The 12,617-nt window shown below is 69.0% G+C and carries 14 protein-coding genes and 1 pseudogene; 6 read left to right on the top strand and 9 right to left on the bottom strand.

Annotation, left to right across the window (positions count from 1 at the left end):
* The first annotated feature begins 58 nt into the window (after positions 1 to 58).
* Positions 59 to 682, top strand: a complete 624-nt coding sequence (locus pbN1_RS10320) for a hypothetical protein (RefSeq protein ID WP_169202499.1) — start codon at positions 59 to 61, stop codon at positions 680 to 682.
* A gap of 16 nt (positions 683 to 698) precedes the next feature.
* Here pbN1_RS10320 and pbN1_RS10315 read toward each other — a convergent pair whose 3' ends face one another.
* Positions 699 to 1,304: a 2-hydroxychromene-2-carboxylate isomerase gene (locus tag pbN1_RS10315; RefSeq protein ID WP_169202498.1), complete on the bottom strand. Its 606-nt coding sequence runs from the start codon at positions 1,302 to 1,304 to the stop codon at positions 699 to 701.
* Between the two features lie 70 nt (positions 1,305 to 1,374).
* Positions 1,375 to 1,734, bottom strand: a complete 360-nt coding sequence (locus tag pbN1_RS10310) for a DUF2917 domain-containing protein (protein ID WP_169202497.1) — start codon at positions 1,732 to 1,734, stop codon at positions 1,375 to 1,377.
* Positions 1,735 to 1,862: 128 nt separating this feature from the next.
* Here pbN1_RS10310 and pbN1_RS10305 point away from each other — a divergent pair, with 128 nt between their 5' ends.
* Positions 1,863 to 2,762 carry a LysR substrate-binding domain-containing protein gene (locus pbN1_RS10305; protein ID WP_169202496.1) on the top strand — a complete coding sequence of 300 codons (900 nt, stop codon included), beginning with the start codon at positions 1,863 to 1,865 and terminating at the stop codon, positions 2,760 to 2,762.
* Between the two features lie 22 nt (positions 2,763 to 2,784).
* Here the strand turns inward: pbN1_RS10305 and pbN1_RS10300 are convergent, their stop codons facing one another.
* From pbN1_RS10300 to pbN1_RS10280, 5 genes are all read right to left on the bottom strand, one after another.
* Positions 2,785 to 3,681: a DMT family transporter gene (locus pbN1_RS10300; RefSeq protein WP_169202495.1), complete on the bottom strand. Its 897-nt coding sequence runs from the start codon at positions 3,679 to 3,681 to the stop codon at positions 2,785 to 2,787.
* A 7-nt stretch (positions 3,682 to 3,688) separates the two neighbouring features.
* A complete protein-coding gene (locus tag pbN1_RS10295; RefSeq protein WP_169202494.1) occupies positions 3,689 to 4,744 on the bottom strand; it encodes an FAD:protein FMN transferase in 1,056 nt (351 codons plus the stop codon).
* A complete protein-coding gene (gshB, locus tag pbN1_RS10290) occupies positions 4,744 to 5,754 on the bottom strand; it encodes a glutathione synthase (RefSeq protein ID WP_169202493.1) in 1,011 nt (336 codons plus the stop codon). The genes pbN1_RS10295 and gshB overlap by 1 nt, the downstream gene beginning before the upstream one ends.
* Positions 5,755 to 7,050 carry a glutamate--cysteine ligase gene (gene gshA / locus pbN1_RS10285; protein WP_169202492.1) on the bottom strand — a complete coding sequence of 432 codons (1,296 nt, stop codon included), beginning with the start codon at positions 7,048 to 7,050 and terminating at the stop codon, positions 5,755 to 5,757. It abuts the gene before it with no gap.
* 94 nt (positions 7,051 to 7,144) lie between these two features.
* Positions 7,145 to 8,374, bottom strand: coding sequence for an Eco57I restriction-modification methylase domain-containing protein (locus pbN1_RS10280; RefSeq protein WP_169202491.1), 1,230 nt, complete (start codon positions 8,372 to 8,374; stop codon positions 7,145 to 7,147).
* A gap of 210 nt (positions 8,375 to 8,584) precedes the next feature.
* On the opposite strand from pbN1_RS10280, the gene pbN1_RS10275 reads away from it, so the two are divergent.
* From pbN1_RS10275 to pbN1_RS10265, 3 genes are all read left to right on the top strand, one after another.
* A complete protein-coding gene (locus pbN1_RS10275) occupies positions 8,585 to 9,364 on the top strand; it encodes an EcsC family protein (RefSeq protein WP_169202490.1) in 780 nt (259 codons plus the stop codon).
* Between the two features lie 62 nt (positions 9,365 to 9,426).
* Entirely contained in the window at positions 9,427 to 9,825 is a 399-nt protein-coding gene (locus pbN1_RS10270; RefSeq protein ID WP_169202489.1) for a DUF488 domain-containing protein, read from the top strand.
* Between the two features lie 315 nt (positions 9,826 to 10,140).
* Positions 10,141 to 10,635 (top strand): chaperone NapD, encoded by a 495-nt coding sequence (locus pbN1_RS10265; protein ID WP_169202488.1) that lies wholly within the window; start codon positions 10,141 to 10,143, stop codon positions 10,633 to 10,635.
* Positions 10,636 to 10,662: 27 nt separating this feature from the next.
* On the opposite strand, the pseudogene pbN1_RS20785 reads toward pbN1_RS10265, so the two are convergent.
* Positions 10,663 to 10,746: pseudogene (locus pbN1_RS20785) on the bottom strand (hypothetical protein); the annotation flags it as partial.
* Positions 10,747 to 10,909: 163 nt separating this feature from the next.
* Here pbN1_RS20785 and pbN1_RS10260 point away from each other — a divergent pair.
* A complete protein-coding gene (locus pbN1_RS10260; RefSeq protein ID WP_169202487.1) occupies positions 10,910 to 11,890 on the top strand; it encodes an MBL fold metallo-hydrolase in 981 nt (326 codons plus the stop codon).
* Positions 11,891 to 11,893: 3 nt separating this feature from the next.
* Here the strand turns inward: pbN1_RS10260 and pbN1_RS10255 are convergent, their stop codons facing one another.
* Positions 11,894 to 12,613 carry a DUF1499 domain-containing protein gene (locus pbN1_RS10255; protein ID WP_169202486.1) on the bottom strand — a complete coding sequence of 240 codons (720 nt, stop codon included), beginning with the start codon at positions 12,611 to 12,613 and terminating at the stop codon, positions 11,894 to 11,896.
* Between the last annotated feature and the right edge of the window lie 4 nt (positions 12,614 to 12,617).

Genomic DNA, 12,617 nt, shown 5'->3' with positions numbered 1-12,617 from the left:
CAGCGCATCTTCGGGCAAAGGCGTTATTCTACGCATCCCCCCAATCGACTGCTGCCCAATGCCGATGATCCCTCGCCTGCTGCCGTTGCTGCTCGCCGTCGCGGCCGCGACCACGGGCGCCGCCGAAGCCGATCTCGAGCACGCTGCCCGTCTGCGCGACGAAGCCAAGGCGCTGCGCGAACAGGCCGACGACGCGCTGCGTCGCGCCGAACCGGCGTGCTACGAACGTTTTCTCGTCAATCGCTGCATCGCCAAGGCGAAGGAAGCGCGCCTCGAGACGATCCGCAAGGCGCGCACGATCGAAGCCGAGGCGAGCCGGCTCGAACTCGCCGAAAAACAGCGCCAGGCCGCGTTGCGCGGCACGATGCCGCCCGCGCCGCCGTCGGGAGCACCGGCTCCGCTGCCGGTCGCGCCGCCACCTGCCGCGCCGCCGTCGGCCGACACGCAGATCGCGCCCGATTCTGCCGCCGAGGCCACGCGACGGGAACGCGACGCGCAGGCTGCCCGCGATGCCGCCACCGCCCGTGACCGGCAACGCGAGCAAGACGCGGAAAAAGCGCGCGAACGCGCAAAAGCCGAAGCGGAGGCCGCGAAACGGGCCGAAGACGCGGCCCGCGACCGCGCGCGCTACGACGAACGGATCCGCAAGCGCGAGCAGGAAAAGGCCCGCGACGGCAAGTAAGTCGTCGCGCGCGACCTCAGGCGGTCGTGCGCTGCGCCCACGCGAGCGCGTCCTCCAGGCGGTCGTTGCCCCAGAACATCTCATCGCCGATACGAAAGCTGGGCGCGCCGAACAGCCCCAGTTCGGCCGCGCGCTCGGTCTGGCGGCGCAGCGCAAGCTTGTTATCATCCGCGACCGCGGCGGCGAGCAGCTCCCGCGCCGGCAGACCGAGATCGGAGAGAATCCCGCTGATCACGTCCGCCTCGCCGATCTCGCGGTCCTCGGCAAAATTCGCGAGCATCACCTTGCGCGAAAACGGGGCCACCCACCCGGGCTCGACCCCCAGCAGCGCGACGCGCGCGGCGAGCACGCCGCTGCGCGGGAAACGGGTGGGCAGGCGGAAGGGCAGGTCGTATTTGTCCGCCAGCCGTGCCAGATCGCGCCACATGTAGCGTCCCTTGGGGGGATAGATGTTGAACGGCGAATCGTTCCAGCCCATCGCGAGGAACACCGGCCCGAGCAGGAAGGGCCGCCACTGCACGTCGACGCCGGCATCGGTCGCGAGCCTCTCGATGCGCATCACTGACAGGTAGGAATACGAGCTGGCGAACTCGTACCAGAACTCCATCTTCGGACTCGACATGGGGTCGCACTCCAGTTCGTTGAACGGTTGATAAGTCAATGTAGCCGATCCGGAGCGCGGATGTCCCGGATCAGGCCACGCGGTGCATGCGCACGCGCCCCTCGAGCGCGGCGCACACGCGGCTGCCCGCGCGCGGATCGAGCCAGCCCGCGAGCCGCCGCAGCCAGCCCGCTCGCGCTGCTGCCACGCTCCCCGGCTGCGCCGCGCGCAGGATCAGTTCCGCACCGCGCGACGTCGTCATGACGACGCCCGCGGCGCTTTCCAGCGTGAATGACTGGCCCTGATCGAGCACGATGTCGCGGCTGTCGCCATGCTGGGTCAGCCATACGCAGCCCTGGCGCGCGATCACTTCCACACCCTGCGCGTGGTCGAGAACCATCGTTTCGCGCGGCCCGAGGGCCAGCCTGGTGATTTGCGTAGGCATGTTCATGAGGAACTCCCGTGACGGCGATTTCGGATGCACGTCGTGCATCTATCCGTACCGCCGTGACTGCAGTATTGTCAGTACATCATGGCCCTGCAAACGGAAAAGGCGCATCGTTCGGATGCGCAGAAATCATGCATAACCCACTCCGCCGACTCCTGCCGCTCGATCCGCTGCGCGGCTTCGTCGCCGCCGCGCGGCACCTGAGCTTCACGCGCGCCGCAGAGGAACTGTTCCTGACCCAGTCAGCAATCAGCCGGCAGGTGCAGGCACTGGAGGACGCCTTGGGAGTGCGGCTATTCGTGCGCGGCGTGCGCACTCTGGCGCTGACCGCCGAGGGCGCCCGGCTCGCGCGCGCTGCGCAAGGCTGGCTGGACGACTATGCCGCACTCGCCGACGCGCTGCGCGCGCGCGGCCCGCGGCCGGTGACGGTGACTGCCACCATCGGCATTTCGGCGCTGTGGCTGGTGCCGCGGCTGTCGCGTTTCCAGGCGCGCTACCCCGACATCGACGTGCGCGTCGCGGCCAGCAACCGGGTGTTCGAGCTGGGGCGCGAAGGCGTCGATCTGGCCGTGCGCTATTGCGCCGACCGCGACGCGCCGGCCGGCGCCGAGCACCTGTTCGGCGAGTCGGTCGTGCCGGTCGCAAGCCCGGTGCTGGCCGCGCGCCCGCTCGACGCCACGACGCTCCCCGACACCGTGCTGCTCGACTTCGACGATCCGCGCTATCCCTGGCTGCGCTGGAGCGACTGGCTGGCGGCGATGGGACTGGAGCACATCCGGCCGCGCGCGGTGCTGGTATTCAACCACTACGACCAGCTGATCCAGGCGGCGGTCGCCGGCCAGGGCATCGCGATCGGCCGCGCCCAGCTGCTCGACCAGTTGCTCGCCGACAGCCGTCTGCAGTGCGTCGGCGGCAGCCCGCGCGAGATTGCGCGCCGCGGCTTCTGGCTCGTCACCGCACCGGGGGCGCCGCGCCCGGAGGTTGCGCGCTTTGCCGAGTGGCTGCGCGCAGAAGGCGCGGCAACGGCCTGAGGCCGCGCTGCAGGCGTGGCGCTCAGCGCGCCGGCGACGGGCGATTCGCGATCCAGATGCCGGCGCCGACGAGCGCGAGCGCGGCGAACACCGCCGGCGTCAGCGCCTCGCCGAGCAGGATGCCGCCGGCGAGCACGCCCATCACCGGCGTCAGGAACGAGAACGACGACAAGCGCGTCGCCGGATACTGGCTGATCAGCCAGAACCATGCGACGTAGCTCGCGGCGGCGACGACAACGGTCTGGAATGCGAGGCTCGCCCACACCATCGCCGTCGGCGCGAACACGCCGGGCTCGCCGAACGCGAGCGACAGCAGCGGCAGCACCAGCGCCGAGACGCCCAATTGATACAGCAGCGTCTTTTCGGCCGGCACGCGGATCAGCGGGCTGACCTTGACGGTCAGCGTCGTCGCGGCCCACATGCTCGCGGCGAGCAGCATCATCAGGTCGCCGATCCAGGCGCGACCGGACGCCAGCAGCAGGCTTTCACCGAACAGCGCCAGCACGCCGGCGAACGCCAGTGCCATGCCAGCCCACTGCGCGCGGCGCATGTGCTCGTGCGGCAGCAGCCACACCGCGCCGAGCGCGACGAAGAACGGCGCGGTGTACAGGAAAATCACGCCGCGCGACGCGGTCGTGAATTCGAGCGCCCAGAAGATCAGCGCGAACTCGCCGGCGAACAGCAGACCGGCGATGAGGCCCGGCGCGAGCGTACCGTCTGCCGACCACAGCTTCACGCCGCGCGCGCTCGCCCACGCCCACACCAGCGCCGTTGCGCCGAGCGAGCGCAGCCCGGCCTGCCATACTGGCGAAATGCCGGCGTTGGCAAGCTTGATCGCGACCTGCTGCAATCCCCACACGGTGCACAGCAGCACCATCAATCCCATGGCAAAGCGATCTAGATGCGGGCGAGGGGGCATGGTCAACCTAATCGACGACGGTGACTTCCGGCGTGCCGGAGGGGAACTGGAGGCGGGCGCGCAGCGCACGGGTGACTTCGATGCGGCCGTCCGCGGTGACGCGCAACGCGTGGTCGATGTCGTAGCGACGTGTGTATTCACGCCAGTCGTCGCCAGCGATGAAGGCGGGCTTGCTCGCCGCGTCCGACAGCGTGCCGGCGTCCTCGCGCGGCGTGACCAGCACCGTCAGCGACTGGCTGCCGGTCGCGGGCATGCCGGTGCGCGGATCGAGCAGATGCGAATAACGTCGCCCCTCGAGTTCGAAATAGCGCTGATAGTCGCCCGACGTCCCGATCGCCTCGCCGTCGTACAGTGGCAGTGTCGCGAGCGGTTGCGGCTCGCGCGGATGCTGCAGTCCGAGGCGCCACGGCGCATCGCCTTTCTTGCCGAGCGCCATGACATTGCCGCCGATATTGACGAGCGCGTTGTCGATGCCCTTGTCGCGCAGGATCGCGACTGCGCGGTCGAGTGCGTAGCCTTTCGCGTAACCGCCCAGATCGAGCTGCACGACCGGATTGCGGCTCTCGACGCGATTGCCGGTGATGACGAGGTCCGACATGCGCGGCCGCGCTTCGAGCACCGTGCCCAGCGCGGCCGCATCGGGCAGGCGCGGCGCGAATTCGTCGCCGTGGAATCCCCACAGGCCGATCAGCGCGCCCATCGCCGGGTTGAACAGCCCGTCGCCGGCTGCCGACAGGCGTTGCGCGTCGGTCAGCATCGCGGCGAGCTCGTCGGACACCGTAGCGGCCTCGCTGCGCGCGATGGCCTCGTTCAGCGCCGTCAGTTCGGAAGGCTGCCACGCGTGGTAGGCGCGGTGCAGGCGGTCGAACTCCTGCAGCACCGCGCCCATCGCCTCCGCCGCGGCCTCGTGCGGTTCGCCGTATACGGTGAGATCGACGCGCGTGCCGAACACATAGGCTTCCTGGTGGAAGAGCTGCGGCTGCGTGCACGCGCCGAGGAGCACGACGCACCACAGGGCGACCCAAGCCGCGCCGAGGCGGCCAAGCGCGTGCCACCGGCGCATCAGGCGCAGGCCTGTTCGAGCTTGTCGACGAACAGCCCGGCGACCGGGAAACCGGTCTGCGCGGCGATCTCGACGAAGCACGTCGGGCTCGTGACGTTGATCTCGGTAAGGTGGCCGCCGATGACGTCGAGGCCGACGACCATCAGGCCACGCTGCCACAGGACCGGCGCAAGGAATTCGGCGATCTCGCGCTCGCGGCCGGTCAGCGGCATCGCCACGCCGCGCCCGCCGGCGGCGAGGTTGCCGCGCGTCTCGCCGGGTTTCGGAATGCGCGCGAGCGCATAGGGCACGACTTCGCCGCCGATGATCAGCACCCGCTTGTCGCCGTCGGCGATCGCCGGCAGGAAGCGCTGCGCCATGATGGTGCGCGCGCCTTCGTGCGTCAGCGTCTCGACGATGACGTTGCGGTTCGGATCGGAAGCAGTCACGCGAAAAATCTGGCTGCCGCCCATGCCGTCGAGCGGCTTGAGGATCACGTCGCCGAGCTCGTCGATGAACGCGTCGATATCGGCGGCGTCGCGCGCGACCAGCGTCGTCGCGGTGAACTGCGGGAATTCGGTGATCGCGATCTTCTCCGAATGGTCGCGGATCGCGCGCGGATCGTTGAACACGCGCGCCCCGCCCGCCACCGCGCGTTCGAGCAGCCACGACGCGGCGATGTATTCGAAGTCGAACGGCGGGTCCTGGCGCATCACGACCGCGTCGAACGCGGTGAGCGGCAGCGACGCCTCGTCGCCCGCTTCGTACCAGCCGCGCTCGTCGGCACGGGTGTGGATCGCGTGGCTGCGCGCGGCGACCACGCCCTCGCGCCACGTCAGCGCCTCGCGCTGGATCGCCGATACGCGGTGACCGCGCGCCGCGGCCTCGCGCATCATCGCGATGCTCGAATCCTTGTAGGCCTTGAGGCCGTGCAGCGGGTCGAGGATGAAGGCAAGGTTCAGCGGGCGCGACGGCCGCACTTTGGGCTCAGGCGCCGGGCGCTCGCCGGGAATCCGATCGGGATGGTTCATTCACGCCGCCAGTTCGGCTTCGGCCGGCATCGTTTCCTCGATCTCGATCGAGGCCGCGAGCAGCGCGAGCCGGGCGACGACGCCGTACGCGTAGAAGCGGTTCGGCGCCGCGTCCGGGCCTTGGCGGCAGTCGGGCAGCGAGCAGCAGGTCTCGAACGCCAGCGGCTTGAAGTGCATGCCCGGCGCGTTGAGGTTCTCGTCGCGCGCACGCTCGGTGTGCACGCGGTAGAAGCCGCCCACGACGTAGTGGTCCATCATGTAGACGACCGGCTCGGCGACCGCATCGTCGACGGTCTCGAAAGTATGCACGCCTTCCTGGATGATGACCTCGTGCACTTCGAGGCCTTCCTTGACGACGCTCATCTTGTTGCGCTGGCGGCGGTTCAGGCCGCGCACTTCGGACGCGTCCCGCACCGTCATGACGCCCATGCCGTAAGTGCCGGCATCGGCCTTGACGACGACGAACGGCGTCTCGGTGACTTCGTATTCACGGTATTTCTCGCGGATGCGCGCGAGCAGCGCGTCGACCTCGTCGGCAAGGCGTTCCTCGCCGGTGCGTTCGTGGAAGTCGATCTGGCTGCACACGCCGAATTCGGGGTTGATGCGCCACGGGTCGATGCCGATGACTGCGGCGAAATCGCGCGCGACGCGGTCATAGACGGCAGCGTGGATCGACTTGCGGCGCACGTGCCAGCCCGCATGCAGCGGCGGGATCAGCCACTGGTCGTCGAGTCCCTTGAGGATCGGCGGCACGCCGCCCGACAGGTCGTTGTTCAGCAGCACCGCGCACGGCTCGAAATCGGCGAGGCCGAGGCGCGCGCCACGCCGTTCCAGCGGCTCGAGCGTCAGCGTGCTGCCGTTCGCCAGCTCCAGCGTCGTCGGGGCAGTGATCTCGGGCAGCAGCGAGCCGAGGCGCACGTCGAGCCCGGTGAGTTGCAGCACCGACACCAGCTTGGCGACGTTCTGCAGGTAGAACTGGTTGCGCGTGTGGTTTTCCGGGATCAGCAGCAGTTGCCGCGCATCGGGGCAGATGCGCTCGATCGCCGCCTGCGCCGCCTGCACGCACAGCGGCATGAAGGCGTCGTTGAGGTTGTTGAAGCCGCCCGGGAACAGGTTCAGGTCCACCGGCGCGAGCTTGAAACCGGAGTTGCGCAGATCCGTCGAGCCGTAGAACGGCGGCAGGTGGTCCTGCCACTGCACGCGCATCCAGCGCTCGATTTCCGTCGCGTGGTCGAGGAATCGCTTTTCCAGTTCCAAAAGCGGGCCGGTCAGCGCGGTAGTCAGATGAGGAACCATGAGATTTTCTCGGGAAAGTCCGCAGGCGGACGTGCCGCGGCAAGTGAATTGCAACCAATATTACACCAGCCGGAGTAGCGCGCTCCCACACCACTCAGACCGCGGCGAAGGCCCGGAAGTGCTCCGGCAGCGGCGCGTTCTCGAGGCTGCGCTGCGAAAAGAGGAAGCGGCCATCGCAGACGAAGCCCAGATCGGCCCAGTCGACGTCGTTCAGCGCATCGCGGAAGGCGGCGATATCGATGTCCGCGCGGCGCGGGAAAACCGCCAGCACCGCGCCGTCGTAATGGCGGCATTCGTGCAGGAAGAACGGCCGCGGCGTGCGCGTGCGGCCATTGATGTACACCCGCGGCTGCTCCGACTGATGGTAGCCGCGCCCCCAGTGCCACCAGTTCGACTCGTCGAAAGGCTGGACGCGGCGCGCGATCAGCCGCGCCTTGTGCGCGAGCAGCGCCGGCGGCGGCGGTTCGCCCGGCGCGATCCACAGCATGCGCCGCGTCTCGCCGGTCCTGACCGTCGCCGAGCAGACGAAATCGCGGTTCGCGCCCGCCGCGCCCGCATACAGGTCGTCCGCGCCCGACACCGCGCCGACCTTGACGAACGCGACGTCCGACAGCCGCAGCGGATAGTCGCCGCGCGCAAACATCAGGTGCCCGGCGCATTCGATCAGGTGGCGAACCTCCCAGCGCGGCGCGGCGAGTGCCGCGGCAAGGCGGTCGGCGACACCGATCTGCGCGTAGCGCATGCCGCGCGCGAAGCAGTCCTTCTCGAAGCGCCAGATCAGGCAGTTCGGCACCGCGTCGTCGAACACCCGCGCGTCGCCCAGTTCGATCGCCTCGGTGATCGTGCCGGCGGCGAACAGCAGCCGGTTGAGCTTCACGGCGGAGGTCCCCTTGAGGAAGTCGCGCGGCGTGATGAAGATCAGCTCGCCGCCCGGCGCAAGATGGCGCACGCACTTCTCGATGAAGAACAGGTACAGGTTCGAGCGCCCGTCGAAATGTTCCGCGTGCAGCAGCCGTCGCGTCGCCGGCGGAATGTCCTGGAAGCGCACGTAGGGCGGATTGCCGATGATGGTGTCGAAGCACTCGACGACCGGATAGGCGAAGAAATCCTCGTTCAGCGCGCCGGGCGGGCAATGCGCGCGGTCGAACTCGATGCCCACTGCGCCGGGCAAGTGGCGCAGGAACGCGCCGTCGCCGCACGCCGGCTCGAGCACGCGGCCGCGATTGCGCCGCAGCGCGAGCATCGCCTGCACGACCGGCTCCGGCGTGAACACCTGGCCGAGCGCGGCGACGTCACGCAGCCCGAGTTCGAGCTGCACGCTCATGCGCGGCAGTCCGCAGCGCCGGCGCGGACGCTTCCGCGGCGGGGTGGTTGCACGGGTTTCATCGGCATCCTCGGGCTCGTATCGGGAAACAGCAAAGCCTGCGAAGATAAACCGCCGCGCAGACCGACGCAACGCGCGGCGCCCGCGCGGAGGTCCGGGAGGGAACCGTCTTCCCCGCCGCACCTCTGACGTTCGATACCGGAGCCACGCATGGGACTGACCGCTGCAGACATCGAAGACCTGCGCCGCGCGCGCGCGCTGCTCGAGAACCCCGGGCTGGCCGCGCGCATCAGCGACGTCGTCGGGTCGCCGATCGAGCGCGGCTTCGGAATGCTGCCGAAGAGCTGGAACGCGGCGGTGATGAACGCCACGCGCAAGGCGATCGAGGCCGCGCTCGACGTCGCATTGCGCACACTGGACCCCGAACGGGCCGAGACGACGTCGAACCGCTGGCACAAGCTCGCGGTGGGGACGACCGGCGCGGCGGGCGGCGCATTCGGCCTCGCGGCGCTGGCGATCGAGCTGCCGCTGTCGACGACGATCATGCTGCGCTCGATCGCCGAGATCGCGCGCAGCGAAGGCGAAGACCTCGGTTCGGCCGAAGCGCGCCTGCAGTGCGTCCAGGTGCTGGCGCTGGGCGGGAAATCCGGCCATGACGACGCCGCGGAGACGGGATACTTCGCGGCGCGCGCGGCGATGGCGAAAGCTGTCTCCGAGGCGGCGCGATACGCCACGCAGCAGGGCGCGATCGCCCGCGGCGCGCCGGCGATCGTGCAGCTCATCACCCAGGTCGCATCGCGTTTTTCGATCACCGTGTCGCAGAAAGTCGCGGCACAAGCCGTACCGGTCGTTGGCGCGGTCGGCGGGGCGCTGATCAACACTTTGTTCATCGACCACTTCCAGGACATGGCCCGCGGCCACTTCACCGTGCGCCGCCTCGAACGGGTGCATGGTGCCGACGAAGTCAGGCTCGTCTATAAGGAACTGTGAAGCTCGCCGCAGGCCGCGCCGGGCACCGCGGATATTCCCGCGGCAACACGCGAGGAGCAGTAATGGTCGTTCGTATCGTGCGGCTCGGCACGCCGCGAGCCGCAGACGAAGGGTTGCGCATCGGGACCGTGCGCCGGCCTCCGCGCGGCGTGCGGAAAACCGAGTTCGCGTCGCGCGACTGGTACGACGTCTGGTATCCGAACCTCGCACCGAGCGTAGCGACGATGAAGATGGCGCAACACGCCAGCACATCCGCCGACTGGCAGGCTTTCGCCAGGCACTACCGCGCCGAGATGGCGACGCCGGACAACAGCCGCTCGCTCGACGTGCTCGCGGCCCTGTCGCACCACGCGAATTTTTCCGTCGGCTGCTATTGCGCCGACGAATCGCACTGCCATCGCTCGATTCTTCGCGCGCTGCTGACCGAAAAAGGCGCGCGGGTGGATCCCGCCGGCTCCTGAATCCTGCGCAGCGGTGGCGTGGAACCACCTGCCGAAGAAACGGCGGGCTGAGGAATCCTGCGGGCGCGCGCCGATCAAAGTGCATGTGGAGTGCAAAAGCGCAGGCATGCCGCTATCGCCGCGCAGCTCCGGCGACAGGGTTTTTTGACTCCCCCGCAGCGTGATTCCAGCTGGTGGATCTGCCCCGAGGCACTCTCAACGGCATTCCGTCACTGAATGAATCTACTTGTTGTTGACATATCGAATACCCATTAAGCTGTATCCTCCACATGGCTCCCGCTTCTGTGCAGCAAGCCCTGTTCTGGAGCAATAGCAATGGATGCACGATCGAGTTCCCGATGGAAGAGGCAGCATCAGCTCCCGCGCCTGATTCTTCTCGCGCTGGCGGGCGCTTTTCTCGGCATCGTCGTCGACCCGGCGCTCGCGTTGCTGCCGGTCGCGCTCCACTTCCTTTTCAGGAGCTTCGGCGCACGATACGGCTCCGCGGCGGAGGGTTCTTCACCCCTGGTTGCCGACGATTCCCCGGCCCATGTTCCGGGGATCCTCGTCGAGACGCAGCCCGAACGGACCGCGGAGGTTGCCCGGGCAATCGCAGCGGTGCCCGAGCTGGACATCTGCACGATCAACCCGGCGGCGGGCAAGCTCGCCGTGATCAGCGACTGCACGCGCTTCTCCGACACTCTGGGACTGGTCGGCTGGATACGGGAAATCCCCGGCGTGGTGAGCGCCACACCGGTGTACCACCGCCAACATGTCGACGCGGCGAACGGCCCGCCGCACCGTCGCCCCGAAAAACGCCACGCTCCTTAGGCCGCTCGCCCGGGCCTGCAGCGCCGACGACACGCTGTGCAGCACGGCGCCGGAGTGCGTGCCGACGGCGGCGAAAAGCGCCGGATAGCGCAGCGCGAGCGTCAGCGCCATCGCGCCCCGCCGACAGGCCGGCGACCTCCGCCCCGTTCGCACTTGCGCCGCCCCGGCGGGCTGGATGCCGGCCGGTGGTCTAAGCTTCGGAAAGGTTTTCCGGCGTCGACGGCGCCTGACCGTGCGGACTCGCGCCGCCGGCCGCCCCCACGGAGGGAAAAGAATGAAAACGACAGCTTTCGCGCTCGCGTTCGCAGCAATCGCGGCAGCCGCGCCGGCCACTGCGGCCACGCCCGCTGCGGAGGGCGCAACCGTCAAGGTCACCCCGCTCGGAAGCCACGACGGCGAATTCTGCGCACTCGACCGCGCGATGGTCTTCGAGGACCCCGACGGTACCCGCATCCTCTACGACCCCGGGCGCACCGTGCGCGGCGCAGACGACCCGCGCCTCGGGCAGATCGACGCGGTGCTGCTGACGCATGTGCATGGCGACCATCTCGGCGACGCCCACACGCCGGCGGCGAACGCGGGAGAATGCGGCAAACCGGATGCCTCGGTGAAGGTGACGCCGAATTCCAACACTGTGAACATCGTCGTCGGCAAGAAAGCGAAACTGGTCGTCGGCGGCGAGATGCACGGCTTCCTCGCGGCCCGTCTCAAGGCGGCGGGCGGCGACCCGAAGCAGGTCCAGCTGCTGCGCTTCGGCGGCAGCGCAAAAGTCGGCGGGGTCGCCATTGCCAGCGTGCCGGCGGTGCACAGCAACGGCCTCGACCCGGCGTTTCTCGACGACGGCCACGCCGAAGCGCTGAAAGCCGCCGGACTGACCGCTTACGTCGGCCCGCCCGGCGGCTACGTGCTGAAGTTCTCGAACAGCCTCGTCGCGTACCTGTCCGGCGACACCGGCGTGACCGCCGAGCAGGATCTCGTCGTGCGGCGCTTCTACAACGCGAAGCTCGCGGTGATCAATATCGGCGGCACCTTCACGACGGGCCCGGCCGAAGCGGCTTATGTCATCAACGAAATGGTCAAGCCGAACGCGGTGATCGCGTCGCACGCCAACGAGGCGGCGACGCGGAACGGCCAGTTGCTGCCGGAGACGCGCACCGCGCAGTTCGGCAAGGCCGTGACGGTGCCGATGCGCGTGCCGCTGAGCGGCCGGACGATGACGTTCGACGCCGACGCGAAGTGTCTCTCCGGCTGCTGAACATCAATCGGCGGAGTCGGCGAGCTTCGCCAGATAGGCACGGATCCGCTTCGCGTTGGCGCCGACGTCGCTGACGCCGACGCGCGACGCCGAGCGGACGTCGATGCGGCTGCCGCCGTCCGTCGGCGCGACACGCACGACGACATCGTCCCTGAAGCCGAACCACAGCGTCGTCGCCGTCGCTTCGATCCGTCCCGCGGCAGCATCCTGCGCGACGATCTCCCAACCCATCGCGCGCGCTGCCCGCAATGCGCGCGCGAACGCTTGCGCGGGCGGCAGCGACAGCACCAGCGGCCGGATGTCCGGATAGGCGCGGCGCTGCGCCTCGGCAATTGCCGGGCCGCCATGCTCGGGCGGGTTCGACGCGTCGCCCCGCTGCGCCAACACCGCGGCGAAAGCCGGCGGATTGTCGAGGTCCGTGCTGAGGTCGTGAATCGGCGGCACCTTGCCGGCCGCCTGCATCCAGTACGCCGGCACGGCCGCGACGGCGAGGCCGAGCGTGAGCGTGGCAGCGAACCAGAGGCCCCGTCCGGCGCGCAGCTTCGGCGCGAGCAGACCGACGAGCGCAACCGCGGCCGCCGCGAGCCCGAAATACGCGGCCCATTTCAGCAGCAGGAAGCCGGTCTGAAACGGCCACAGCCCGAAGCGCGTGCCCGAGCCGGACATGAACAGCACCAAGGCGGCAAGGATCGCGACGCCCAGCGTGAGGCGGGACAGCATCATGTCG

It is taken from the genome of Aromatoleum bremense (genome assembly GCF_017894365.1).
Taxonomy (GTDB): domain Bacteria; phylum Pseudomonadota; class Gammaproteobacteria; order Burkholderiales; family Rhodocyclaceae; genus Aromatoleum; species Aromatoleum bremense.
The sequence above is the reverse complement of the archived record's forward strand: the minus strand, read 5'-3'. Positions and strand labels throughout refer to the sequence as shown.